General features: G+C 64.4%; 25 protein-coding genes. 11 read left to right on the top strand and 14 right to left on the bottom strand.

Going from position 1 to position 21,771, the window contains the following annotated elements; all coding sequences use genetic code 11:
• Positions 1 to 104: 104 nt before the first annotated feature.
• Complete coding sequence (locus tag P9220_RS10580; protein WP_309764799.1) at positions 105 to 1,196, bottom strand: hypothetical protein; 1,092 nt, start codon at positions 1,194 to 1,196, stop codon at positions 105 to 107.
• A gap of 165 nt (positions 1,197 to 1,361) precedes the next feature.
• Here P9220_RS10580 and P9220_RS10575 point away from each other — a divergent pair, with 165 nt between their 5' ends.
• A complete protein-coding gene (locus P9220_RS10575; RefSeq protein ID WP_309765455.1) occupies positions 1,362 to 1,613 on the top strand; it encodes a DUF1272 domain-containing protein in 252 nt (83 codons plus the stop codon).
• A 2-nt stretch (positions 1,614 to 1,615) separates the two neighbouring features.
• Here the strand turns inward: P9220_RS10575 and P9220_RS10570 are convergent, their stop codons facing one another.
• The gene (locus tag P9220_RS10570) at positions 1,616 to 1,837 is read right to left on the bottom strand and encodes a hypothetical protein (RefSeq protein WP_309764798.1); all 222 of its coding nucleotides are present in this window, start codon (positions 1,835 to 1,837) and stop codon (positions 1,616 to 1,618) included.
• A 187-nt stretch (positions 1,838 to 2,024) separates the two neighbouring features.
• Between P9220_RS10570 and P9220_RS10565 the strand changes: the two genes are divergently transcribed.
• Positions 2,025 to 3,071: a DUF2235 domain-containing protein gene (locus P9220_RS10565; protein WP_309764797.1), complete on the top strand. Its 1,047-nt coding sequence runs from the start codon at positions 2,025 to 2,027 to the stop codon at positions 3,069 to 3,071.
• Between the two features lie 12 nt (positions 3,072 to 3,083).
• Here the strand turns inward: P9220_RS10565 and P9220_RS10560 are convergent, their stop codons facing one another.
• A complete protein-coding gene (locus P9220_RS10560; protein ID WP_309764796.1) occupies positions 3,084 to 3,482 on the bottom strand; it encodes a hypothetical protein in 399 nt (132 codons plus the stop codon).
• Between the two features lie 160 nt (positions 3,483 to 3,642).
• On the opposite strand from P9220_RS10560, the gene P9220_RS10555 reads away from it, so the two are divergent.
• Positions 3,643 to 4,401, top strand: coding sequence for an SDR family oxidoreductase (locus tag P9220_RS10555; protein WP_309764795.1), 759 nt, complete (start codon positions 3,643 to 3,645; stop codon positions 4,399 to 4,401).
• A 67-nt stretch (positions 4,402 to 4,468) separates the two neighbouring features.
• On the opposite strand, the gene P9220_RS10550 is transcribed toward P9220_RS10555, so the two are convergent.
• Positions 4,469 to 5,713, bottom strand: a complete 1,245-nt coding sequence (locus P9220_RS10550; RefSeq protein ID WP_309764794.1) for a porin — start codon at positions 5,711 to 5,713, stop codon at positions 4,469 to 4,471.
• A gap of 40 nt (positions 5,714 to 5,753) precedes the next feature.
• Here P9220_RS10550 and P9220_RS10545 point away from each other — a divergent pair, with 40 nt between their 5' ends.
• Positions 5,754 to 5,975: a hypothetical protein gene (locus P9220_RS10545; RefSeq protein ID WP_309764793.1), complete on the top strand. Its 222-nt coding sequence runs from the start codon at positions 5,754 to 5,756 to the stop codon at positions 5,973 to 5,975.
• Between the two features lie 236 nt (positions 5,976 to 6,211).
• On the opposite strand, the gene P9220_RS10540 is transcribed toward P9220_RS10545, so the two are convergent.
• From P9220_RS10540 to P9220_RS10530, 3 genes are all read right to left on the bottom strand, one after another.
• Positions 6,212 to 6,502 carry a hypothetical protein gene (locus P9220_RS10540; RefSeq protein ID WP_309764792.1) on the bottom strand — a complete coding sequence of 97 codons (291 nt, stop codon included), beginning with the start codon at positions 6,500 to 6,502 and terminating at the stop codon, positions 6,212 to 6,214.
• 106 nt (positions 6,503 to 6,608) lie between these two features.
• The gene (locus P9220_RS10535; protein ID WP_309764791.1) at positions 6,609 to 7,745 is read right to left on the bottom strand and encodes an aromatic ring-hydroxylating dioxygenase subunit alpha; all 1,137 of its coding nucleotides are present in this window, start codon (positions 7,743 to 7,745) and stop codon (positions 6,609 to 6,611) included.
• Positions 7,746 to 7,822: 77 nt separating this feature from the next.
• Positions 7,823 to 8,494: a DUF938 domain-containing protein gene (locus P9220_RS10530; RefSeq protein ID WP_309764790.1), complete on the bottom strand. Its 672-nt coding sequence runs from the start codon at positions 8,492 to 8,494 to the stop codon at positions 7,823 to 7,825.
• Positions 8,495 to 8,734: 240 nt separating this feature from the next.
• Here P9220_RS10530 and P9220_RS10525 point away from each other — a divergent pair, with 240 nt between their 5' ends.
• The 3 genes from P9220_RS10525 to P9220_RS10515 all read left to right on the top strand — a co-directional run bounded on the left by P9220_RS10525 (position 8,735) and on the right by P9220_RS10515 (position 11,776).
• Positions 8,735 to 9,289 (top strand): ankyrin repeat domain-containing protein, encoded by a 555-nt coding sequence (locus P9220_RS10525; RefSeq protein ID WP_309764789.1) that lies wholly within the window; start codon positions 8,735 to 8,737, stop codon positions 9,287 to 9,289.
• A gap of 208 nt (positions 9,290 to 9,497) precedes the next feature.
• A complete protein-coding gene (locus P9220_RS10520) occupies positions 9,498 to 10,505 on the top strand; it encodes a hypothetical protein (protein ID WP_404980457.1) in 1,008 nt (335 codons plus the stop codon).
• A 32-nt stretch (positions 10,506 to 10,537) separates the two neighbouring features.
• Positions 10,538 to 11,776, top strand: coding sequence for an MFS transporter (locus tag P9220_RS10515; protein WP_309764787.1), 1,239 nt, complete (start codon positions 10,538 to 10,540; stop codon positions 11,774 to 11,776).
• Positions 11,777 to 11,792: 16 nt separating this feature from the next.
• Here P9220_RS10515 and P9220_RS10510 read toward each other — a convergent pair whose 3' ends face one another.
• Positions 11,793 to 13,184 carry an FAD-containing oxidoreductase gene (locus P9220_RS10510; protein ID WP_309764786.1) on the bottom strand — a complete coding sequence of 464 codons (1,392 nt, stop codon included), beginning with the start codon at positions 13,182 to 13,184 and terminating at the stop codon, positions 11,793 to 11,795.
• 162 nt (positions 13,185 to 13,346) lie between these two features.
• On the opposite strand from P9220_RS10510, the gene P9220_RS10505 reads away from it, so the two are divergent.
• Positions 13,347 to 14,660: a cation:proton antiporter gene (locus tag P9220_RS10505; RefSeq protein WP_309764785.1), complete on the top strand. Its 1,314-nt coding sequence runs from the start codon at positions 13,347 to 13,349 to the stop codon at positions 14,658 to 14,660.
• 12 nt (positions 14,661 to 14,672) lie between these two features.
• The gene (locus P9220_RS10500; RefSeq protein ID WP_309764784.1) at positions 14,673 to 15,251 is read left to right on the top strand and encodes an ATP-binding protein; all 579 of its coding nucleotides are present in this window, start codon (positions 14,673 to 14,675) and stop codon (positions 15,249 to 15,251) included.
• Here P9220_RS10500 and P9220_RS10495 read toward each other — a convergent pair whose 3' ends face one another.
• Together P9220_RS10495 and P9220_RS10490 are read right to left on the bottom strand one after the other, a co-directional pair.
• Positions 15,252 to 16,370, bottom strand: coding sequence for a saccharopine dehydrogenase NADP-binding domain-containing protein (locus P9220_RS10495; protein ID WP_309764783.1), 1,119 nt, complete (start codon positions 16,368 to 16,370; stop codon positions 15,252 to 15,254).
• A 133-nt stretch (positions 16,371 to 16,503) separates the two neighbouring features.
• Positions 16,504 to 16,959: an Lrp/AsnC family transcriptional regulator gene (locus P9220_RS10490; RefSeq protein WP_309764782.1), complete on the bottom strand. Its 456-nt coding sequence runs from the start codon at positions 16,957 to 16,959 to the stop codon at positions 16,504 to 16,506.
• A 280-nt stretch (positions 16,960 to 17,239) separates the two neighbouring features.
• Between P9220_RS10490 and P9220_RS10485 the strand changes: the two genes are divergently transcribed.
• On the top strand, positions 17,240 to 17,764 hold the full coding sequence (locus P9220_RS10485) for a Spy/CpxP family protein refolding chaperone (RefSeq protein ID WP_309764781.1): 525 nt from the start codon (positions 17,240 to 17,242) through the stop codon (positions 17,762 to 17,764).
• A 114-nt stretch (positions 17,765 to 17,878) separates the two neighbouring features.
• Positions 17,879 to 18,307, top strand: a complete 429-nt coding sequence (locus P9220_RS10480; protein ID WP_309764780.1) for a PGDYG domain-containing protein — start codon at positions 17,879 to 17,881, stop codon at positions 18,305 to 18,307.
• Between the two features lie 25 nt (positions 18,308 to 18,332).
• Here the strand turns inward: P9220_RS10480 and P9220_RS10475 are convergent, their stop codons facing one another.
• The 4 genes from P9220_RS10475 to P9220_RS10460 form a co-directional block, all read right to left on the bottom strand.
• Positions 18,333 to 18,698, bottom strand: a complete 366-nt coding sequence (locus P9220_RS10475) for a DUF3022 domain-containing protein (RefSeq protein WP_309764779.1) — start codon at positions 18,696 to 18,698, stop codon at positions 18,333 to 18,335.
• Between the two features lie 12 nt (positions 18,699 to 18,710).
• Positions 18,711 to 19,520 (bottom strand): YhfC family glutamic-type intramembrane protease, encoded by an 810-nt coding sequence (locus P9220_RS10470; RefSeq protein WP_309764778.1) that lies wholly within the window; start codon positions 19,518 to 19,520, stop codon positions 18,711 to 18,713.
• 10 nt (positions 19,521 to 19,530) lie between these two features.
• The gene (locus P9220_RS10465) at positions 19,531 to 20,616 is read right to left on the bottom strand and encodes a LacI family DNA-binding transcriptional regulator (protein WP_309765454.1); all 1,086 of its coding nucleotides are present in this window, start codon (positions 20,614 to 20,616) and stop codon (positions 19,531 to 19,533) included.
• A gap of 110 nt (positions 20,617 to 20,726) precedes the next feature.
• Positions 20,727 to 21,698, bottom strand: a complete 972-nt coding sequence (locus P9220_RS10460; RefSeq protein WP_309764777.1) for a D-glycerate dehydrogenase — start codon at positions 21,696 to 21,698, stop codon at positions 20,727 to 20,729.
• Positions 21,699 to 21,771 lie beyond the last annotated feature (73 nt).

Raw genomic sequence — 21,771 nt, 5'->3', positions numbered from 1 at the left:
TCTTGTTGAGCACAACTTGTCGCCCGTGACATGAAACGGTCAGCGCGCCGTCAGTTTTGCACTTGGCATGCGGCGCGTTGCATGCCGCATGCAAAAACGCCAGTTCAGTTTGCGGGAATCGTCACGACCGGCGCCTTCGAGGTATCAGTCACTTCCGCGAGCGCCATCAGGTTCTGCACGACCGTGAACGCGTACTTCGAATCGAAGTCGCCCCTGTCGATCCAGTACTGCGATCGGTCGTAGAGCACGCTCACGTAGGCATCCTGCGGCGCTTTCTCGCCCACCTTCACGACGATGGTCGGCCGCGTCTCGCCGCCGATCAGTCCGATGGTCGGCTTTGTTGCGCCCGTCCCGACCTGCGCGTCCGGCACGGGAATCTGCGCACCGAGGTCGGTCAGGATGCCGAGTACGGAGCGCGTCACCATCGGAATCCGGTCCTTGTCGGAAGACTGGCCATACACGATCTCGTACGTCTTCATCTTCGGCGACAGATGAAGCAGCTTGCGCACGAGCGCGAGATCGTCGGTGATGGCCTTGTTCGTTCCGCTGCGCGTCGCGGCAAGCGTTATGTACACGCGCCCCGCGTGGTCCTCGTTGCGCGATTCCACGTTCAGTTCGCCCGCCAGTTGCAAGCGCCTCAAAGCCTGAATCAGCAGGAAGAACTCCGGCGCGCCCGACGCGTTCGGGCCGCCGAGCGCGTTGCCGTTCTGCAGGCCAGCGATCGATTGCGCGGTCATGCGCAGCAGCAGATCGATCGGCATGCCGCTCTCCGCGAGCGGAAGCACGAGCGTCGGCGGCAGCGGGCGGATGTAGGCGCTCGCGTAGGCGTCGCCGGTCGTCGGGGTGAAGGTGAACGTCGGGTGATTCGAATACGATACGCTGCCCGTCGCCTGTGCATAGTTCGGCTGCGCGCCCGATCCCGCATTCAAAATCGCACCACCGCTTGCATCAAAGTTGTACGCGGCGATGATGCTGCTCACAGTGAGGAACGACGGTGCATCGGCAAAACGCAAGCCGACGATCGCAGCGAGAATTTCGCGCTTCTGGGCATCGCCGAGGGCGCGGGCGTAGTCGACCTGATCGGCTTTCAGCCGCGTGGGGCCGAGGCTGGAACAGCCCGCCGCAAGAAAAGAGGCGCTCAGAACGGCGATGGACAAGGCTTTGGTTGGGATCGTGCTGGCTAGAATCCTGATCATGGGCTCGGGTGAATTAGGCGAGGAGGATCGTCGGCGTGAAGCCGGCGGAACATCGCGGCACCGCAGCAATTTGCATACCGTATGCAAAAAAATCCGACAGGCAACGCTCACCTTGCTATGCTGGCTCGACCATAACGGGCCGAGACCATCAATCGAGGAAACGTGATGCTGGAACTGAGACCAGGCTGTGAGTGCTGCGACAAAGACCTGCCGCCTGATTCCGCCGATGCGCGGATCTGTTCGTTTGAATGCACTTTTTGCGCGGACTGTGCGAGCCGCGTGCTGAATGCAAGATGCCCGAACTGCGGCGGCGAGCTCGTGCCCCGCCCGCGTCGCCCGGTTGAGAAGCTCGCGAAGAACCCGGCATCCACGAAGCGGGTTTTCAATCCGGCTTGCGCGCAGCAGAACTCAAACTGAAGTCACGAAGTGCTGGCCGTGCCGCTGACCGCGCGCTTCGCGGGTGCGCTGGCCGGCGGGCTGTCGTGCTTGCCAGGGGCAATATGGCGGTTGGCCTGCGCGTGTTGCGCGACGAGCGCATCGAGCCGATCCTGAGCGAAACGCGGCCCGTCGTCGCGCGCATAGGCAACGGCGGCTGTCGATGCACAGACGATGAGGAGAATTCCGGCGAAGTGCTTCTTCATGATTCACTCCACGAAAAGACTGCTCCGTAAGTCTGTAGCATCGCACGTCGCCGCGACTCGCGCTCTGTCGTTTCCGACAAAATCCAGCACGGTCACGCCGCGGGTGAACAGGGCGACGTAAAGCGCTTGCATGCCGTGCGCCGATTTCCTATTTGTTAGGACAGAAGACCACGTCCAGGAGATCATCATGACGCGACTCGCCCTCTTCTTCGATGGCACCTGGAACGAGCCGAACGACCGGACCAACGCGTACCTGCTCTACAAGCTGGCGCCCGAATCGGATGAACAGGAAACGCTCTACGTGGCCGGAGTCGGCACGCGAGGCAACGGACTCTTTTCGCTCGCAAGCAAGTTCCTGGGCGGCGCGTTCGGCGACGGCCTTTCCGAGAACATTAGAAGCGGTTACGCATGGCTGTGCGAGCGGTACACGCCGGGCGCATCGATCTATATTTTCGGCTTCTCGCGCGGCGCCTACTCCGCGCGCAGCCTTGCCGGGTTGATCCGCAAATGCGGACTGGCGAATGACTGGGGCACGGATTCCATTCGTCAGGCCTACGGCATCTACCGCGATCAGGCCGTCAGCGCCGAAGACGAATCGGTACAGGCGTATCGCCAGCAATTTTCGCGTGAGGTGGATGTCGCGTTCATCGGCGTATGGGATACGGTTGGTGAACTCGGCATACCGATAGACGGCCTCGCGGTGCCCGGCTTTTCCAGCTACTACAGGTTTCACGACACCACGCTCTCGAATCGCACGAAAGCCGCTTACCACGCGATTGCCGCCAATGAATTCCGCTCGCTGTACAAGCCGACCTTGTGGACGCCAGGCGCGGAAGACCGCGGCGCGTTGCCGCTGGAGCAGCGCTGGTTCGCGGGCGCACATGCGAACGTCGGCGGCGGCTACGTCAGCCCGCCTCGCGATCCGGCCGACCTTTTGCCGCTGATTCCGGCCGAGTGGCTGCGGCAGAAAGCCGAATCCCACGGCCTCGCGTTCGACAAGCCGATCGCCATCCCCGATGCCGCCTACGCGTCGGAGCCCATCGACTCGTATACCGAATTCACCAGCAAGAACCCGCTGCTGCGCGATGTCTGCCAGAAAGTGCCGCGCGCAGCGGGCGCGGCACTGAACGAAACCATCGATCCGAGCCTGTTCGATCGTCTCGATGCGCCCGGCTTCCTCGACTCGTATCCCGCTTTTCGTGAACAACTGCGCGGCTTGCCGCTCGGCCAGTAGGGCCGTGATCGCCTAGAAGATGTGGGGCGGCGTGCGGTCGGTCATGTCGCGCGGCAGCGTTTCGTCGAGTTCGAATTCGACGTTCGGGAAGTCCTGCAGACGCCCGCTCACTTCCGCTTCGCGCTCGCTCGTGAAAAGGCCATCGAGATAGTCGAACGTGAGCTTGTCGACGAGCGCCTTGAGCGCCAGTTCCGGACTGCGCTTCGGCTCGACCGAAATATCGTCGACGTCGAGGCGCGCGCAGAACTGTCCGTTACTCGAATCCATCGCGCCGATATCGATCACCTTGCCGTCGACGTTCTGCGCGAGCACGCGCTGCTCCACCGCGAAGAGGCGGAACGGTCGAGCAAGACCGGGCGCATCGCCGCCTTGGGCTGAACTGTCCTGTTTCGAGTTGCCTGCTGTCGTCATGGCGATTTCTCCATTGATGCGTTGATCGAAGCGAAGCAGCAAGGCACGCGCCCGCGCACGATGCGCTGCAGCATCGCGCGGAGTTTCCTTGAGCGCCCGGTCGTCCTACAGTTCGTGCATCGTTCAACGCAACGCAAAGGAGCAGCCAGTGGACGGATACATGAGCTCAAAGGTCGCAGTCATCACAGGCGCCGGCCGCGGACTCGGACGCAGCGCGGCGCTCAAGCTCGCGCAACAGGGCGTCGGCATCATCGGCACGTGGAACAGCGACGCCGCGTCGGCCGAAGCGGTAGCCGGCGAGATCGAGGAACTCGGATGCAAGTGCGCGATGCTCAAGCTCGACGTCAGCCGATGCGAAACCTTCGGCGCGTTCGGCGATGAAGTGTGCAAGGCACTGGAACAGACCTTCGAGCGCACCAACTTCGACTTTCTGGTGAACAACGCGGGAATCGGCGCGAACGCGCCCTTCGCCGAAACCACACCGGAGCAGTTCGACACGCTCGTCAACATTCATCTGAAGGGGCCGTTCTTTTTGACGCAGACGTTGCTGCCGTACTTGCACGAGGAAGGGAGCATCGTGAACGTGTCGAGCGGACTGACGCGTTTCGCGCTGCCCGGCTTCGCGGCGTATGCGACGATGAAAGGCGGCATCGAAGTGCTCACCCGTTATCTTGCGAAGGAACTGGGCCCGCACGGCATCACGGTGAATACCATCGCGCCGGGGGCGATCGAAACGGATTTCGGCGGCGGAACCGTGCGCGACGATCAGGACGTGAACGACTTCGTTGCGCAGAACACGGCGCTCGGACGCGCGGGCGTCCCGGACGACATCGGCGGTGCGATTGCGGCCATGCTGTCCGAAGGCAATCGATGGATGACTGCGCAGCGCGTGGAGGTGTCGGGCGGAATGTTCATCTGACGCAATGCGCGGGCCGAAAAAAAACCGGGCGCCGAGGCGTCCGGTTTTCTCGTGGAGCGAGTAAAGCTCAGAAGCGGTGGATGATGCCCACGCCTGCTGCGAACATGCTGCGCGATGCGGACGGCGCACTCTGGAAGCCGTCGCCGATCGATGCGTTCGCTGCTCCCTGACGGAGGACGCCGCTCGACGGGTAGTACAACGTGTTTCCGTTGGCGCGCTGGAACGCTTCCAGTGCGTACAGGCCAGTACGCTTCGACAGCGAGTAATACTGCGACAGGTTGAACTGGTGGTACGACGCGGCATCGGAAATGCCGTTAGCCTTGCTGGCCCACGTGTAGCTGTAGCCCGCTGCGAAGTCCCATGCCGATGAAGCCTTCCAGTGCAGGACGCCGCCCGCCGTGTTGAAGACGGCCTCATCGGTGAACTGCGAGTTGATGCCCGGAATGTACTGAACGTTCGTGTAGGTCAGCGAGATGTCCCACGCACTGTTGAACGCATAGCCGCCGGCGACGGCGAAACGCTGTTGCGCCTGCGCACGCTGATAACCCGACGTGATCGCGGAAACGCCCGGCTGGCCGGCGCCCGTCGTGCTCGTCGTGTCGTTGATCGTGGTCGAGCTGCCGCTGTAGATACCGCCGCCAGGAGCCGCGTTGTTAATGCGCGAGAACGCCACCGTGCCGCCGACCGGGCCTTGCTGATACTGCAACGCTGCCGACCACGTCGAACCCTGATACGCGCTGCCCGGAACGCCGGCGAACGAGTACGAGCCGCTTGCCGTGAAGCCGTAGAGCTTCGGAGTCGTGTAGACGATCGAGTTATTCGCGCGGTAGATGGTATCGAGGCCGTCCACGTCGCCCGGATGCGCGCCGAAGTAGCCCGTCAGCCAGTTCGTCGGGCTATACGGTGCGAGCAGCGTGTAGTAAGACGTGTACTGACGACCCAGAGTCAACGTACCGTAAGCCGGGTTCGTCAAACCGATCCAGGCCTGACGGCCGAACATCGCGTTGGAGAATTGCTGCGAACCGCTGTTGATATCGAAGCCCGATTCCAGCTGGAAGATGGCCTTATTGCCGCCACCGAGGTCTTCAGCGCCCTTCAGGCCGAAACGGCTGCCGGCCCAGATGCCCGAAGCCAGCTTGACGTTCGAACGACCCGGGTTCGTGCGCGCCAGATTCGTCTGGCTGCTCTGATAAACGATCGAGTCGTCGACGATACCGTACAGCGTCACGCTGCTTTGCGCGAAAGCCGGCGCAGCGGCTGCAAACGCGGTCGCGGCGATGACGGCGGCCTGGGTCTTTTTGAAGCCTTTCATTTCTTCTCCTCTTGCATCGTGCGGTATGGGCGAACTGTGCATGGCCGATAGTGAAACCCCCAAACCGGGAACGTTCTCCGGTTACATCGGCCGTAACTTTTATCGCTGGCAAGTGTATGGCTTACCGATAGAATCCGAAAGAATCGCGCGCGCTGGTGTCGTTTTTTTTCACCGCATGGTTAACCAGTATTTGCGAGTCGGCAAATATTCGGCATTCGGTCACCAACATGACAAAAGCCTGACGGCAACGGGGCGTCGTTAAACCGTCGGCGCGTGCGAAAGCGCCGTGGCATAAGGCTGCGGGGGAGAATCGGTGAGACCTTCCGGAGATGCGTCCCGTAAGGAAACGGGTATCCGCGCAAGAACTGAACCGCGTAATGCGAAACCCTTTAGCGCCGCCTCGGATAAGCGAAGCCGATTTTCTTCGTAAGCACCGGGAAAGCAGCGACGATAAGACGCGAGCGACACGCGAAAGCCGCGCGTCGCCCGAAGATTGAATTACTGCTCGATTTTCGCGCGCAACTCGCGGGCCGTTTCCAGCAGTCCCTCATAGCCGGAACGCGCATGCGACGGCAGGTCGGGATCGCCGACGAGCGTGCCGAGCGTCTCGATCAGGCTATACAGAATGCCCTTCGCCGCCCCGGCGGCCATCCGCCCTGCAGCGACGGATTCGTCGACGTGCGTGATCGCCGCATCGAAATGCTCGACGTTCGGATGCGGCTCCTGGAGATCGGGCTCGGTCGAGCGTATCTGGCGCAAATCGCGCGGCTCGGTCGGGTCGGTGCTCATGATGGTCTGCCTCCGGTGGCTGGTGCGAGCTTCATGTATAGCGCCGCAGCGCGCTGGCCGCAATCCGTGCGTGCCGCGCCGCAGTGTCGCGCTGCATGGCGGCCGGTCACGACGCAGGCAACTCTTCCACCGGCACGATGCGATGCACGGTCGCACCACGATGCGGCGCGCCATGTTCCATCAGCAGCGCGCGCAGTTCGTTGATGACGGGAAAGACTTCGTGATTGTGGTCCGCGCCCTGCCGGTCATGTGCTTCCTGTTCACGCTCGACGATCCACCGGTCTTCTTTGAAGATACGCTCGGTAAACCACACGAGCAGCGGCCACGCGGCATCGAGCAGAACGGGAATCTTCGGGCGGCGAATCGACAACAGCCCGAACGTGCGATTGGTGCGCTGCTTTGCATCGAGTGGAACGTAGGCGATCCACAGATCCATCACCATCGTCTCGTCCTTCGTGCGGATCTTGAGCGTCTGGTACGGGTACTCCGTGCGGATGGTCATCACGTCCTTCTGCGCCGGATCGGGTTTCGCGCCGCGCTTCTGGCCGAAGACGAGCGCCTCGCCGATCGGCTGCTTGCCCGCCTCACGCGCGAAGGTGTAATCGACCTCGATCCAGTCCTCACCCCGCCGGCGCCCCACGGACCGCGCGCGCATGCTGCCCATCTGCCGCCGGTGCAGGAACTGATGGTTCATGTCCATCAGATTCTCGTGCATGAAGGTGTAATGGCAGTTCACTTTCTGCCCGAAGCGGCGCGTCTTGTAGGTCTTGTCGACGGCGGAAGCGAGCGAAGGAAACCGCGCGGTGTCGGCGAGTTGCGGATCGCCGGTGAAGACGAACACCAGCCCCGCTTCTTCGCGGCACGGATACGCGCGCACGCCATTGGGCAGGCGCTCGCGGCCGAGATACGGAATGTCGGTGCAGCGGCCGGTGCAGTCGTAGGTCCAGCCGTGATAGCAGCAGCGGATCGATTCGCCGTCGACGACGCCCGCCGAAAGCGGCACCTGCCGGTGCGCGCAACGGTCTTCGAGCGCGAACACCTTGCCCGAGTCCGTTCGAACGAGCACGATGGGATCGCCCGCGAAGCGCACCGCATGCGCGTGACCGCGCTTCACTTCGCGCGACCATGCGAGCGGATACCAGTGATCGGGATGAATGTCGATGCGGCGCAGATCGCGCGGCGGGCTTGCGGACGTATCGATGGGACCGGCTTCCTGCTCGCCTTGCGGCAACGCTGCGTGCATGTAGAACGCCTCCGGTGGAAGGAGATCGGATTACGCGCCGGTACGCATGCCGGCGCAATGGAACGATCTCTCGCAGTCTACACGGCGTCGCCGGTTTCGGCGCAAGTGGCAGCTATGCTTGGTGCTTGCCTGATGAACACGAGACTGAAGTTGTTCGCGGGCATCGGCACGATCTCCGCGAGCGCGAAACCGGCGCGGTTCGCCAGCGACTCGACCGCTTCGAGATCACGCACGCCCCACAGTTCATTGGTTGCGCGCAGTTGGGCATCGAACGCTTCGTTGCTCGGCGCAGTGTGCGCGCCGTTGCGTCGATACGGCCCATACAGGTACAGTACGCCCCCCGCACTCAGTCGTTCGGCGGCGCCGCGCACGAGCGCCTCGGCCGCCTGCCACGGCGCAATGTGGATCATATTGATGCACACGATGGCCGCAACCGCGCCGATGCCCCAATCGCCGTGCGTCACGTCGATGGCGAGCGGCGGGTTCAGGTTTGCGAGACCGGCGTGCGCGCGCCAGGCCGCGATGGAGTCGCGGGCGGCGGCGTCGGGATCGCTCGGCTGCCAGACGACGCCCGGCAACGCGGCCGCGCAGTGGACGGCGTGTTGTCCCGTGCCGCTCGCTATCTCGAGCACGACGCCCCGAGCCGGCAGTACGCGTGCGAGGACGGCTAGAATCGCATCGCGATTGCGTTCGGCGGCGGGCGCGCGGCGGCGTATGGCGTCGTCCGGAGTCGTTGGAGAGTGCGTCATGGATGGCGGCGTGGAAGACGGGAAGTGTCGTCGAGCCTAAGGGCGCACATGCCGCATCGTCAAGCAATGCGACGCCGCTGCCGAGCGTGGCGCAGAACGTGCTGCCTGCGGGCCGGGTGCGGCGCGTCGTCAAACCTGTGTATGCTGCCGATGATTCCGCCAGCGCATCGTGCGCCACGCATCGTCGAATGCATTACGACCAACCGGCCGCGCACCGCCGCGTGTCCATCGGAGCGAAACATGCAGCAGGACCCCAACGCCGATTCGCACAATGCACCTCGCGAAGGCCCTGACGAAGAAACCATTGCGTTCGCAGCCGAAGTCTTCAACGCCGCGCGCCGGGGCGACGCCCCGATGCTCGACGCCCTGCTTCATAAGGGCTTGCCGCCGAACCTGCTCAACGACAAGGGCGACAGCCTCGTGATGCTCGCGAGCTACCACGGCCACGCCGACGCCGTGCGCGTGCTGCTCGAGCACGAGGCCGATCCGGACCTGCGCAACGACAACGGCCAGACGCCGATCGCGGGCGCGGCGTTCAAGGGCTTCAGGGACGTGATCGACACGCTGCTCGCGCATGGCGCGGACGTGGAAGGCGCATCGCCCGATGGACGCACGGCGCTGATGATCGCGGCAATGTTCAATCGCGTGGAAATCGTCGATCTGCTGATTGCGCGCGGCGCGAATCCAGACGCGCGCGACCAGGGCGGCCTCTGCGCCCGCGACTTCGCGCAGAGAATGGGCGCGGCCGATACGGCGGCGCGGCTCGCTGAGCGGCCCGCACCGCCCGGCGCATGATCCGCGCGGATCACAGGGCCGCACGCTCGCCGCGTCGGCCGACAAAATGCAAACCAGGAAGGCGGCACGGATACATGGAGCTTTTGTGATGACAGGCGGTATCTCGACCGGCCATGCGGCGTTCGCAGCGCCTCTTTGCACACAGCATGCACGGCATGCCGCATTGCGCCTGATCGCCGGGTTGTCGCGGTTCTCGAACTGCTTCGTCATGCTCGCCGCGTGCGCGTTGTCGGCGTGCGGCATCTTTCCGCAGCAGACGCCCGCGCCCATCGTCGAGCACTCGTACATCCCGGCGCCGAACGAGACCGAGATCGCCGATAGCGACGAGCCCGCGTCCGTCGTCGTCGCGCCCGAGCCGGCCTCGGCTGTGAAACCGCCGCCCGCACCGAAGCCGAAGCGCCGCATCGTGAAGCCGAAGCCGCCGGAGCCCGTCGTCGCGACGCCCGCCGAGCCGCCTGAACCGCCGCCGCCGCCGCAGATCATCGCGACGCGCATCATGCAGCACGATCAGTTGCACGGCCTCCTCGACGCCGAAGTGCAGCGCCCGGACGGCAAGGTCGTGGGCCGCGCGGTGGACATGTACGTCGATACGTCCACGAAGCCGAAACTGCTGATGGTCAACCTGTCGGGCTTTCTCGGCGTCGGCGATCGCAAGGTGAACTTCCCGTGGACCGCGTTCCGGTTCACGCCGAACGCGAAGGCCGCGCCGATCACGTTCCTGCCCCCGCCGCCGCCCGCGAAAGGCAAGGCCGCGGACCCGCCGCCAAAGCCGCTGCCCGTCAACGAGACGCCTCCGACCTTCATGCAACTCGTCGATTCGACGGTGACGCAAAAGAACGGCGCGCGCATCGGACGCGTGGTCGACGTACTCGTCGATTCTCAAGCGCAGCCTCAGGCGCTCGTCGTGGATCTGTCGAGTTCACTCGCGGCGGATAAACGCCACGTCGCGGTGAACTGGGGCGATCTGCAGGTCGTCTCTCGCAACAAGCAGCTCGCCTTGCAGATGGATTTCAACGACGCACAGCTCAAGGCCTCGCCGACTTACGGGCCCGAGCAGCCGATCAAGATCGTATCGCCGGTCGCGCCGGTGGCGGCTTCATCGGCGACGGCTGCGGCCTCGGCGGCTTCCGCGGGATCGGCCGCGCATTCCGGCACGACCGCTTCCGGCGCGGTGGCGGCGCAGGCTTCCTCGTCGGGCGCGCGGCCCGCCCGATAACCGGATCACGACATGGATAACCGAATCACGACATGGTAATTGCACGAAGTCTGCGTGCGCTCGACTGGCTGAACTTCTTCGTCGCCAACGTGCAGACTGGCTTCGGCCCCTTCATTGCGTCGTATCTCGCCGCCCACAAGTGGACGCAGGGCGAGATCGGCCTGATGCTGTCCGTCGGCACGATCAGCGCGATGGCGAGCCAGCTTCCCGCAGGCGCGCTCGTCGATGCCATGCGCAACAAGAAGTTCGCGGCGCTCTCGGCGATCATCGCGATCATCGTGAGCGCCCTGCTGCTCGCCGCGAGCCCGACCTTCATCCCCGTCTTCGCCGCCGAAGTGCTGCACGGCTTCGCGAGCTGCATGCTCGTCCCGGCGATGGCCGCCATTTCGCTCGCCCTCGTCTCGCGCGCCGATCTCGGCGACCGGCTCGGCCGCAATGCGCGCTGGGCGTCGATCGGCAGCGCGCTGACCGCCGCGCTGATGGGCGCGTTCGGCGAATACCTGTCGCTGCGCTCGGTGTTCTTCCTGACGGCGGCGCTCGCGCTGCCGGCGATCGTCGCGCTGCGGATGATTCACTACGATCCGCCGCCCGCCGTGCCGCGCACCCCGGCCGGCAAGCCGAAGCTCACGCCCGAGGGCGAAGAGCGCGAATCGCTGCGCGAGTTGCTCAAGGACAGGCGTCTGCTGATCTTTGCCGCGTGCGTCGTGCTGTTCCACCTTTCCAACGCGGCGATGCTCAATCTCGCCGCCGGCGAAGTCACGGCGCACATGGGCGACAACGTTCAACTCGTGATCGCGGCGTGCATCATCGTGCCGCAGTTCATCGTCGCGGCATTGTCGCCCTGGGTCGGGCGACAGGCGCAGAAGTGGGGCCGGCGGCCCGTCCTGATCCTCGGTTTCTGCGCGCTGCCGATCCGCGCGCTGCTGTTCGCGGGCGTGAGCAGCCCGTATCTGCTGGTGCCGGTGCAGATGCTCGACGGCATCAGCGCAGCCGTGTTCGGCGTGATGCTGCCGCTGATCGCCGCCGATGTTGCAGGCGGGCGCGGGCATTACAACCTCACGATCGGTTTCTTCGGTCTCGCCGCGGGCGTCGGTGCGACGCTCTCGACGGCGGCGGCGGGCTTCGCGGCGGATCGCTTCGGCACGGCGATGAGCTTTTTCGGCCTGGCCGGCGCGGGCGCGCTGGCGGTGGCGCTGGTCTGGCTGGCGATGCCCGAAACGCGCACCGCACACGCCGCGCCGGTAGTGGAAAAGCCGCCCGTGGAGGCGTGACGCGCGTTCGCCGCCTTCAGCAGAGCGGCTTCAGATCGCCGAGCAGGGTCGGCACGAGTTCGCTCACGGTCGGATGCACGTGCATCGCGCGTTGCAGCGTGGTGTACGGCGCATCGGCGTTCATGATGTCGACGAAGGTGTGAATCACCTCGTCGCCCTCGATACCGTAGATCGCCGCACCGAGAATGCGCTTCGTATCCGCATCGACGAGCGCCTTCATGAAACCGTCGGTTTCGCCACGCTCGCGCGCGCGGCCGACGCGGGTCATCGGCATCGTCGCGATCAACGCCTCGCGGCCGTCCTTGCGCACGTCCTCTTCGCTCATGCCGACGCGGGCGAACGGCGGATCGACGAACACCGCGTAAGTCATGATGCGCGTATCGACGCTGCGCGACTCTCCATCGATCACATTGGCCGCGACGATCTCGTAGTCATTCCAAGAGGTATGCGTGAACGCGCCGCGCCCGTTGACGTCTCCAATGGCCCAGACGCCTTCCACGTTCGTGCGCAACTGGCCGTCCACGTCGATCAGACCATGCCTGTTCACTGCGATGCCCGCTCGATCGAGACCGAGGTCATCGGTATTCGGCGTGCGCCCGGTCGCAAAAAGCAGGTGCGATGCAACGATCGGTTCACCGCCGAGTGAGATGCGCAGCGCGTCCCCCGAATGCCCGACGCGCTCCACGCGCTCGGCTTCAGCGCCGAAACGGAACTCGACGCCCTCGCGCACGAGCACGTCCTGCATCGCGCGCGCGATGTCGGCGTCCTCGCGCGTGAGGATGCGATCGCCGCGCACGAGCAGCGTGACGCGGCTGCCGAAGCGCCTGAACATCTGCCCGAATTCCAGCGCGATGTAGCTCGCCCCGACGATCACGAGATGCTCCGGCACTTCCGTCAGTTCGAGAATCGTCGAATTCGTGAGATACCGGACGCCGTCCAGCCCGTCGATGTGCGGAACCGTCGCACGCGTGCCGGTGTTGATGAAGATCATGTCGGCGCGGATGTCCTGCGTCGAGCCGTCGTCGCTCCGGATGCTGAGCGCATGCGGCCCGGTGAACCGCCCATGCCCTTTGAAGACGGTCACATTCGGCGTGCCGCGCAGCCATTTCTCGATGCCATCGCGCGACGCACCGATGACCTCGTCCTTGCGCGCCTTCACGCGCGCCATGTCGATCGTGATCTCGCCGCCGATATCGACGCCGTACCTCGACGCCGTCCGCGCCACGTGCGCCGCCCGCGCGCTCGCCACATAGGTCTTGGTCGGCGTGCAACCGACGTTCACACAGGTGCCGCCGAAGCGGTGCCGTTCGATCACCGCTGTTCGCTTGCCGCTTTGCGCAAGCCGCACGGCCAGCGGTGAACCGCCCTGTCCCGTGCCGATGACGACTGCATCGAAATGCTGTGACATGCGTGAGCCTCCGTGACGTGCATCGACGCGATTGTTCTGAACGATGCGTACATGATCGGGATGAAAACGCCCGGCCATCTTACGCCGAACGCCGCCGACGGGCACGGTGCGTGCTGCCCCGGACCGCATACGTCCATTCACCCGCTGCTTCCAAGGCGTTCAATGACCGAGACGATCTGGTTTCTCGTCGTCGGCGGCGTGCTCATTTTCATGGGACTCGCCGGCTCGACGTTCAAGCGCCTGCCGGTCAGCACCGCGATGTGCTATCTCGCGATCGGCTTCGTGCTCGGCCCCGCCGGCTTCGATCTGCTGCGCATTCGGCTCGACGGCGACGCGACCGTCCTGCGCCTCGTCACCGAAGTAGGCATGCTCGTATCGCTGTTCGCGGTCGGCCTGCGGCTGCGCGTGCCGCCCACCGATACGCGCTGGCTGCTGCCCGTGCGGCTCGGCTTCGTCGCGATGGTGCTGACCATCGTGCCGCTGACGTTCTTCTGCGTGTATGCGTTCGGCATGAGCTGGGGCTCCTCGCTGCTGCTCGCGGCGATGCTCGCCCCAACCGATCCCGTCCTCGCGCACGACGTGCAGGTCGAAAAGCCCGGCGACACGGACCTGCTGCGTTTCTCGCTGACGGCCGAGGGCGGCGTCAACGACGGCATCGCGATGCCCTTCGCGCTGCTCGGCATCGCCGTATGCCGATACGAAGCCTCGCCCGACGACGCGCTGCACTGGAACTTCGTGCTCCAGGCCGCGTGGGGCACGTTCGCCGCGCTCGCAAGCGGCTGGCTGCTCGGCGGGCTGACCGTGCGCCTCGTCGCTTATCTGCGCACGCATCACCGCGAGGCGCTCGGCTCCGAAGGCTTCTATGCGCTCGGCCTGATTGCCCTTTCTTATGGCGTCGCGGAATTGCTGCATGCCTATGCGTTTCTGGCGGTGTTCGCGGCGGGCCTCGCGATGCGCCGCGTCGAGCAGAAGGAAAGCGGCGACAAGTCCGCGCGCGAGGCGGTCGGCACGATCGACGCCGACGATGTCAGCGCCACCGCCTCCGATCCCGGGCGCGCGCACGCATTCATGGCCGAGCGCGTGCACGGCTTCACGATCGAACTCGAACGCATCGCGGAAGTCGCGATCATGCTGATGGTCGGCTCCGTCCTCGGCGCGATGTGGCGCGAACTGTTCACCTGGCACGCGGCGATTCTGATCGGCGGACTGTTTCTCGTGGTGCGGCCGCTCGCGGTGGAAGCGTCGCTGATCGGCGCGTGTGCATCGCGTCCGCAACGCCTCTTGATGGGCTGGTTCGGCATACGCGGGGTCGGCTCGTTCTACTATCTGCTTTACGCAATCGAGCATGCGCCGAAGGACGTGGCCGCGCCGCTCGTGCCGTTCATCATTGCGGCGATCGCGGCATCGGTCATCCTGCACGGCGCGACGTCGACGCCGCTGATGAACCGCTATCAGCGTATCCATGAAAAAGACTGACGACGAGCGCCCATGAAGCATCTGCTTTTCTTTTGCGGTCACGCGGGAGCCGGCAAGACCACGCTCGCCAGACGCCTGTTCGCTCCATTGATGCACGCGACCGCTACACCGTTTTGCCTGCTCGACAAGGACACGCTGTACGGCGCGTACAGCGCCGCTGCCATCGGCGCCCTGACCGGCGATCCCCACGACCGCGACAGCCCGCTGTTCATCGAACATTTGCGCGATCCGGAGTATCGCGGTCTCGTCGATACAGCCGCCGAGAACCTCGCGCTCGGCGTGAGCGTGGTCGTGATCGCGCCGCTTTCCCGCGAAGTGCGCGAGCGGCGGCTGTTCGATCGCGGGTGGCTCGGCGTCGGCGACGATGTCGCGATTCGCGTCGTCTGGGTTCACGTCAGCGAGGACGTGGCGCGCGAGCGCATCGTGGCGCGCGGCGATCCGAACGACGCGTACAAGCTCGCGCACTGGAAGGAGTACCGGCAGCGCCTCTTCTTTCCCGACGATGCCCTCGCCGCCGATCTGCTGATGTTCGACAGCACGTCGGCGTCGGAAGAAGACGAGGCGCGCCTGCTCGCGCGCCTCGTGGATTGATCAGGCCGCCGCGAGTTGCCGGGCGGTTGCGACCGCGTCGGCGCCTTCGTACAGCTTGCCGAAACGGTTGTTCAGAAACGCTTCGAGCGGCACCTGCTCCTGGCGCACGAAACCGCTTTGCGGCAGCACGCCTTCGCGGAACAGATCGAGTTCCGCGCACACGGCGCCGGCCGTCGTGATCTGAATCGCGCTCATCGGCGCGCCGCAGATTTCCTTTGCGAAAATCTTCCGGGTGAACACGTCTTGCACGAGCTGGCCGCCGGGACCGCCGCGCATCCCCGTCACCGTGACGAAAATCAGCACGACGTCCTGCGTGGTCGACGGCACCGCGCGTTTGAGCATGGCCTTGAGGCCGTCGCGGTCGGTGGACATGCGCAGATCGTCGAGCAGGAACTTCATCAGATCGCGATGACCCGGATAGCGCACGGATTTGTAATCGAGGGTCTCCACTTTCCCCGCGAGCGTTTCGCATAGCGTGCCGAGCCCGCCCGATGTGTTGAACGCTTCGTACTCGATGCCGTCCAGCGAGAAATGTTCGACGCCTTCGAGCGGCTGCACCCATTGCGTGCGGCCGTCGCGCACGGCTTCACAGGGCTGGCAATACTCGTTGATGAGACCGTCGATGCTCCACGTCAGGTTGTATTTGAGCGCGTTGGTCGGAAATTCGGGCAACGCGCCCACACGCATCTTCACGTCGCGGAGGTTGTCGAGACGCCTGGCCAGATCGTGCGCCACGATGCCGATGAAGCCCGGCGCGAGGCCGCATTGCGGCATGAATGCGGTTTGCGCATCGTCGGCGATGGCGCGTATTGCGTGCGTCGCGCGCACGTCTTCCGTGAGATCGAAATAATGGACGCCCGCTGCTTTCGCCGCCGACGCGACGCTGATCGCGAGGTAATACGGCAGCGCGTTGACGAGCGCATCGAAGCCGGTGAGCGCGTGACGGAGCGCGGGCGTATCGGCGGAGTCGACGCGCCGTGTGGCGACGCCGAGCGCGTCGAGCTGCGCAAGCGCCTGTTCGTCGCGATCGAACGCGACAATGTCGAAGTCTCCCGTTTCACGCAGCAAGCGGGCAATGCTTTGGCCGATCAGACCGGCGCCTATGAGAGCCACTTTCATTTTTCGTCTCCTCTCGTGGATGCGGACGCCACAAGTCTAGGAGGACGCGACTGCTGATCCTAGGTGCAAAACGATGCGGATCGACGACGAATCTCGTCGTTTTGACGATCGCGCTTTGCATTTTGTCGACAAGCTACCCGGCGCGATCGATTTTCCGCGCCAGGATGATCGAAGTCGTCGTCCGTTCGACGCCCTCGAGCGCGCCGATTTCATCGAGCAGGTCGTTCAGGCGGTCCGGCGAATCGGCGCGCAGCCATGCGACGTAATCGAACTCGCCGCTCACGGCGCACAGCAGTTGAATCTCCGGCATGCGTGCGAAACGCTTTTGTACGTCGCGGCCGTACTTCGGGCCGATCTTGATGCCGACATAAGCCTGAATGCTCGCATCGAGCACGTCCTGCCCGAGCCGCACGCCGTAGCCCGCGATGACGTTGTTCTTTTCCAGACGCGAAATGCGCGCGATCACCGTCGTGCGCGCGATGCCGAGTTGCCGCGCGAGATTCGCGACACTCTCGCGCGCATTCATCTGCAGCAGCGCGACGAGATTGCGATCGATGTCGTCCAGTTGATCGAGGCGCGGCGGTCTCATGTCGTCCTTTGGCTTTGCGTTGTCGTTGCTTTGTCGATTATCGCTTTTGCATGGTGCATGCGGCATGCGGCGTGCAACACGCAATCCCGCAACGGCTTGCGATTTTTCGAGCACGTATCGAATGTAAGCAGTTGTGGCAATGCAGGCGATTTGCAGGTCAATCGTGATACTAATATCGGGCGACGGCGTTACAGCCCGTATCGAACTGTCGGCAGCCTGTCAGCGCAATGTCCGAGACACGCGGCTCGCCTCTTTTTCCATTGATCGAAGGACTCCCCGAATGAAGAAAACACTCGTCGCAATCGTGACGTCATGCGCCGTTACTGCAGCCTTTGCTCAGGCGTCGGCGCCTTCGGCGCCTGCAACCGCAGCCGGCGTGCAGACCGCTGCATCCGCGCCGGCCGGCTCGAAGCGCGAAACGCGCGTGGAAGAGCGTATTGCGAAACTGCATGCGGACCTCAGGATTACGTCGGCGCAAGAAGCGCAATGGGCGCCGTTCGCCGATGCCATGCGCGACAATGCGCGCGCGATGGCGGATCTTTATCGCCAGCGCATCGCGCAACGCGACACCATGTCCGCGCTCGACGACATGAAGCAGTACCAGCAGATCACGCAAGCGAACGCCGACGGCACGAAGCGTCTGGTCGATGCGTTCGAGCCGCTGTACACGAGCCTCTCGCCCGAGCAGAAGAAGCTCGCCGACACGAGTTTCCGTCAGGAAGGCCGCGACCACGCGCGGCGCGATCACGCGCATCGGCAGCCGCGCGCATCCGGTGCGGATGCGGCATCAGCGACGAAGCCGTAAGCGCGCTCACCAACATCATGTGAAGCCAAGCCCGCATCTTTAGCGATGCGGGCTTTTTTGCAGTTCGCAGCGATTGCCGCTAGTATCGCGCTCCCTATCGCCTACCATCTTTTCATGCTCAAGCTCTCTCAACCCGACCTCGCATCCGATCCCGCCGCACGCCGTGTCGTCAAGAGCGAAGTGGTCTCAGTCGACTTCGCTACCGTCGCGGGCGAACTGATGAGCCTCGAAGGACCGAACCGCCATGCGCCGGGCGATGCGATCGTGACCGGCGCATCCGGCGAGCGCTGGGTCGTATCGCGCGATCGGTTCGACGTGAAGTATCTGGCCGAAGGCGGCACCGTGCACGGCGAGGCGGGCGCGTACCGGAACCGCCCTAGCGTCGTGCTCGCGAAGCAGATGAACGAGCCCTTCTCCATCGCGCGTTCAGCGGCGGGTGACGTGCTCACCGGCGATGCCGGCGACTGGGTCATGCAATATGCGCCAGGCGACTATGGCGTCGTGAAAGCGGCGCGTTTCGCGAAGGTTTATCGCGACGCGTAAGCGTCGCTTCAATCGGCGTATTCGATCAGGCGAAGTCTTCGCCCATGTCGATGTCCACTTCGCGCGGCACCGCTTCTCCGTTCGCGTACGTCTCTTCCAGTGAACCGAGCGTCGCTTCCACGTAGGCGCGCAGCACGGCATAACTTCGCGCGTGCATGCGCGGCGGCATCGCGCGATAGCGTGCGAGCGCGGCGGGATCGAAGCGCACGTCGATGGTGATGCGACGTGCGGTCGAGCCGAACCGCATCGCCACGTAATGAATCATCAGTGAGGTGCGGCCCGTATCGTCGATGCGCTCGGCGAACTGCGTCTGTTCAGGAAAGAGATCGCTGATGACGTGCGCGAGCATGTCGATGTCCGCGCTCGGACAGTCGTATTGGTAGTCGTCCATGATGTCGGTCGTTCAAGGTTGGCGCGTGTCGATGCGTGGACCGCCCGCCGCGCGGCGATAGTACCGCACCAGCGCTGCCGCAACGATCACGCCCAGCACGAGATAGACCGCATCGGCGGCGACGAGCGGGATCAGGCGCGCCTGGAACAGCGCCGCCGGCAAGCCGACGAGTGCATGTGCCGCGACCAGCAAGGCAAGCGCATGGCGCGAACGCTCGCGCAGCATTTGCCACATCAGCGCGGAAAAGCCGAGCTGAAACACGAACGCGCTCGCGCGCTCGACCAGAAAGATCGCTGCCGATGCAGGCGACAGACTCATGAGATTCATGTGAATGCGAGCGATGGCATCGAGCGGTGCGCTTTCGAAATGGGAATCGAGCGTGCCGTTATTCGCGAGCACGGCATAGACGATCCACTGAGCCTGCACGAGCACGCCGACGATCCACGCTTCCGCCCCGCCATGGCCGATGCCATAGCCGAGCCCCGGACCGGGCCGCTGCAAGGCCGCAGGCTCGCGTCTGATCAGCCACCTCAAGGCGAGGAAGCGCCCCGCTTCCTCGCACACGCCGGCGGCCAGCGCCCCATACACGACGAAGGCGACGGGATTCGCGAGCCACTTCGACGTGACCGCATTGCCGAGCATGACGCCGTGCAGCGCGCGCTCGATGACCATCGCGAAGAGCGCGAACACGGCAATGCCGAGAATCGCGTCGCGCGGTATCAGACCGAAACGAGGCCGCATTCGTCGATACAGCACGATGGGCATGGCGGCGATGACGAGCGTCACGAGCACGAGACTCGCGATCGTCGGGATGCTGATCATTCGATGTCCTTCACGTTCCTTGATCCTCCGCTGCGCGATGCGTCGATGCGCGCACGACGAGTTCGCCCGGCAACAGGCACTCTCGCGCTGGCATGGCCGCACCGCCGAGCCGCTCGTGCAGGAATTCGACGGCACGCCGGCCGATTTCATACGTGGGCTGCCGCACTGCCGTCATGCCGGCGAGCTGCGCCCACTCGGAATCGTCGATGGCGAGCAGCGCGACGCTCGCCTGCCAGTTCGCACCGTAGCGCTCCTTCAGGTGCACGGCGACGCGCAGCGCGACGGGACCGTTCGCAGCGAAGAGCGCGACGCGCCTGGCCGCAGCACGCGCGGCATCGATGCGCTCGTCGAGCTCAGCAAGCGCAGGCGCGGCGTGGGCGAGATCGACGACGAGCGTGGAGCCGCTTGCGCGAAGCGACGCGATGGTCTCGCGAAACGCAGCTTCGCGCAGGCGTCGCGAACTCACGTGCATCACCGGCTGCACGATGAAGAGCAGTTCTTCGAAGCCCTCATCGACGAGATGACGCGTCGCAAGCGCGACGGCGGCGGGATTGTCGAGGCCGACCATGTCGGTCACGATGCCTTCGACAGTGCGGTCGACGAGCACGACCGGAATGCCGCCATGCGTGAAGCCCTGCAGCAGTTCTTCCTTTACGCCGAGCGCGTTGACGATCACCCCTTCCACGCGATACGTCGTCAACAGCTGGAGATAGCGCCGTTCCATGTCGACTTCATTGGCCGCGTGACAGATGAGCGGCATGTAGCCGAGCGCATGGCACGCGGCTTCGACGCCTTGCAGCACTTCGACGGAGTAAGGATTGGTGAGGTCGGCGAGCAGCATGCCGATCAGCCGATTGCGGCCGCGCTTGAGGCCGCGCGCCATTTGATTCGGCCGATAGTCGAGTTTCGCGATGGCCGCCTCGATGCGGCCGAGCAAGTCGCGCGACAGCACGCCCGTTTCGCCGTTGAGATAGCGCGAGATGCTGGTCTTGCCGGTGCGGGCTTCGCGGGCGACGTCGGTGATCGTGGCGCGTCGGCCGCTGAAAGGTTGCGGAAGCTGCAGCTCTTTCCTTGGGTGATCGGGGTCGTTGGACATCTTCGTCATTGCTGCCTGACTCCTGCTGGTGGTCGGCGAAGCCATCCCCTGCGGATGGCGTGCGCACGCCCGTGCATGTTAGCGCATGCGCCGGCGCCCTCCCATCGTTGTCAGCGCATGCGCACTTCGCGATTGACGATGTTTTGCGTGAGCGTACCGTCGAGCGCGCGGAGCAGGTTTTCCGCAGCGTTGCGGTTCATGGCGTGACGCGTTTCGTAGGTGGCCGAACCGATATGGGGCAGCGCGACGACGTTCTTCATCGCCAGCAGAGGCGATTCGGCGGGCAGCGGTTCGTGCTCGAAGACATCGAGTCCTGCACCGCGGATCGTGCCGTTCTCAAGCGCATCGATGAGCGCGGTCTCGTCGACAGTCGGTCCGCGCGATGCGTTGATGAGAATCGCGCTTCTTTTCATCTTCTTCAGTTCTTCAGCGCCGATGAGGCCGCGCGTCTCGGGCGTGAGCGGCACCTGGAGGCAGACGAAGTCCGATTGCGCGAGCAGTTCGTCGAGCGGGACGCGTCTGGCGCCGTATTGCTTCTCGGCTTCTTCGTTCGCGTGGCGATTCGTGTAGAGCACGTTCATGCGAAAGCCGAGCGCCGCGCGTCGCGCCACTGCTCCGCCGATACGGCCGAGTCCGACGATGCCGAGTGTCTTGCCCTGCACGTCGACGCCGAAGCACGCTTCGCCGATGCTTGCTTTCCAGTTGCCTTGCTTGACCCATTCGGCCAGTTCGACGACGCGTCTCGCGCTCGCGAGGATCAGTGCGAAGACGGTATCGGCGGTGGATTCGGTCAGCACATCGGGCGTGTGCGTCAGGACGATGCCGCGGCGCGTGAGGTCATCCACATCGAACTGATCGAAGCCTACCGAGACGGTCGATAGCGCTTTCAGGCGCGTCGCGCCCTCGATCATGTCAGGCGTGATCTTCACGCTTGCGCCGATTGCGCCGTCGGCGTCTTTCAGCGCCGCTATGAACGCGGGCTTGTTCTTCGGGTCCACGTTCACCACTTCTGCATGTTCGCGCAGGTAGGCTTCCACGTCGGATGGCAAGGGTTTGTAGGCTACGATTTTCTTGCGGTTCATGACTTTCGAGTTGCCTCTCTGATGTTCGCTTCTGGCTTCGTTGCCTGGCGATGATATGCCTGTTCTATCGTGC

It is taken from the genome of Caballeronia sp. LZ016 (genome assembly GCF_031450805.1).
Taxonomy (GTDB): Bacteria; Pseudomonadota; Gammaproteobacteria; order Burkholderiales; family Burkholderiaceae; genus Caballeronia.
Note: the sequence above shows the minus strand (reverse complement) of the source record. Positions and strands in the feature narration are given on the sequence as shown.

Excerpts from the sequence above, each read along its gene's own strand:
- P9220_RS10580 (WP_309764799.1), bottom strand. The coding sequence starts at position 1,196 with ATGATCAGGATTCTAGCCAGCACGATCCCAACCAAAGCCTTGTCCATC.
- P9220_RS10575 (WP_309765455.1), top strand. The coding sequence starts at position 1,362 with ATGCTGGAACTGAGACCAGGCTGTGAGTGCTGCGACAAAGACCTGCCG.
- P9220_RS10570 (WP_309764798.1), bottom strand. The coding sequence starts at position 1,837 with ATGAAGAAGCACTTCGCCGGAATTCTCCTCATCGTCTGTGCATCGACA.
- P9220_RS10565 (WP_309764797.1), top strand. The coding sequence starts at position 2,025 with ATGACGCGACTCGCCCTCTTCTTCGATGGCACCTGGAACGAGCCGAAC.
- P9220_RS10560 (WP_309764796.1), bottom strand. The coding sequence starts at position 3,482 with ATGACGACAGCAGGCAACTCGAAACAGGACAGTTCAGCCCAAGGCGGC.
- P9220_RS10555 (WP_309764795.1), top strand. The coding sequence starts at position 3,643 with ATGAGCTCAAAGGTCGCAGTCATCACAGGCGCCGGCCGCGGACTCGGA.
- P9220_RS10550 (WP_309764794.1), bottom strand. The coding sequence starts at position 5,713 with ATGAAAGGCTTCAAAAAGACCCAGGCCGCCGTCATCGCCGCGACCGCG.
- P9220_RS10545 (WP_309764793.1), top strand. The coding sequence starts at position 5,754 with ATGGCCGATAGTGAAACCCCCAAACCGGGAACGTTCTCCGGTTACATC.
- P9220_RS10540 (WP_309764792.1), bottom strand. The coding sequence starts at position 6,502 with ATGAGCACCGACCCGACCGAGCCGCGCGATTTGCGCCAGATACGCTCG.
- P9220_RS10535 (WP_309764791.1), bottom strand. The coding sequence starts at position 7,745 with ATGCACGCAGCGTTGCCGCAAGGCGAGCAGGAAGCCGGTCCCATCGAT.
- P9220_RS10530 (WP_309764790.1), bottom strand. The coding sequence starts at position 8,494 with ATGACGCACTCTCCAACGACTCCGGACGACGCCATACGCCGCCGCGCG.
- P9220_RS10525 (WP_309764789.1), top strand. The coding sequence starts at position 8,735 with ATGCAGCAGGACCCCAACGCCGATTCGCACAATGCACCTCGCGAAGGC.
- P9220_RS10520 (WP_404980457.1), top strand. The coding sequence starts at position 9,498 with ATGCTCGCCGCGTGCGCGTTGTCGGCGTGCGGCATCTTTCCGCAGCAG.
- P9220_RS10515 (WP_309764787.1), top strand. The coding sequence starts at position 10,538 with ATGGTAATTGCACGAAGTCTGCGTGCGCTCGACTGGCTGAACTTCTTC.
- P9220_RS10510 (WP_309764786.1), bottom strand. The coding sequence starts at position 13,184 with ATGTCACAGCATTTCGATGCAGTCGTCATCGGCACGGGACAGGGCGGT.
- P9220_RS10505 (WP_309764785.1), top strand. The coding sequence starts at position 13,347 with ATGACCGAGACGATCTGGTTTCTCGTCGTCGGCGGCGTGCTCATTTTC.
- P9220_RS10500 (WP_309764784.1), top strand. The coding sequence starts at position 14,673 with ATGAAGCATCTGCTTTTCTTTTGCGGTCACGCGGGAGCCGGCAAGACC.
- P9220_RS10495 (WP_309764783.1), bottom strand. The coding sequence starts at position 16,370 with ATGAAAGTGGCTCTCATAGGCGCCGGTCTGATCGGCCAAAGCATTGCC.
- P9220_RS10490 (WP_309764782.1), bottom strand. The coding sequence starts at position 16,959 with ATGAGACCGCCGCGCCTCGATCAACTGGACGACATCGATCGCAATCTC.
- P9220_RS10485 (WP_309764781.1), top strand. The coding sequence starts at position 17,240 with ATGAAGAAAACACTCGTCGCAATCGTGACGTCATGCGCCGTTACTGCA.
- P9220_RS10480 (WP_309764780.1), top strand. The coding sequence starts at position 17,879 with ATGCTCAAGCTCTCTCAACCCGACCTCGCATCCGATCCCGCCGCACGC.
- P9220_RS10475 (WP_309764779.1), bottom strand. The coding sequence starts at position 18,698 with ATGGACGACTACCAATACGACTGTCCGAGCGCGGACATCGACATGCTC.
- P9220_RS10470 (WP_309764778.1), bottom strand. The coding sequence starts at position 19,520 with ATGATCAGCATCCCGACGATCGCGAGTCTCGTGCTCGTGACGCTCGTC.
- P9220_RS10465 (WP_309765454.1), bottom strand. The coding sequence starts at position 20,616 with ATGTCCAACGACCCCGATCACCCAAGGAAAGAGCTGCAGCTTCCGCAA.
- P9220_RS10460 (WP_309764777.1), bottom strand. The coding sequence starts at position 21,698 with ATGAACCGCAAGAAAATCGTAGCCTACAAACCCTTGCCATCCGACGTG.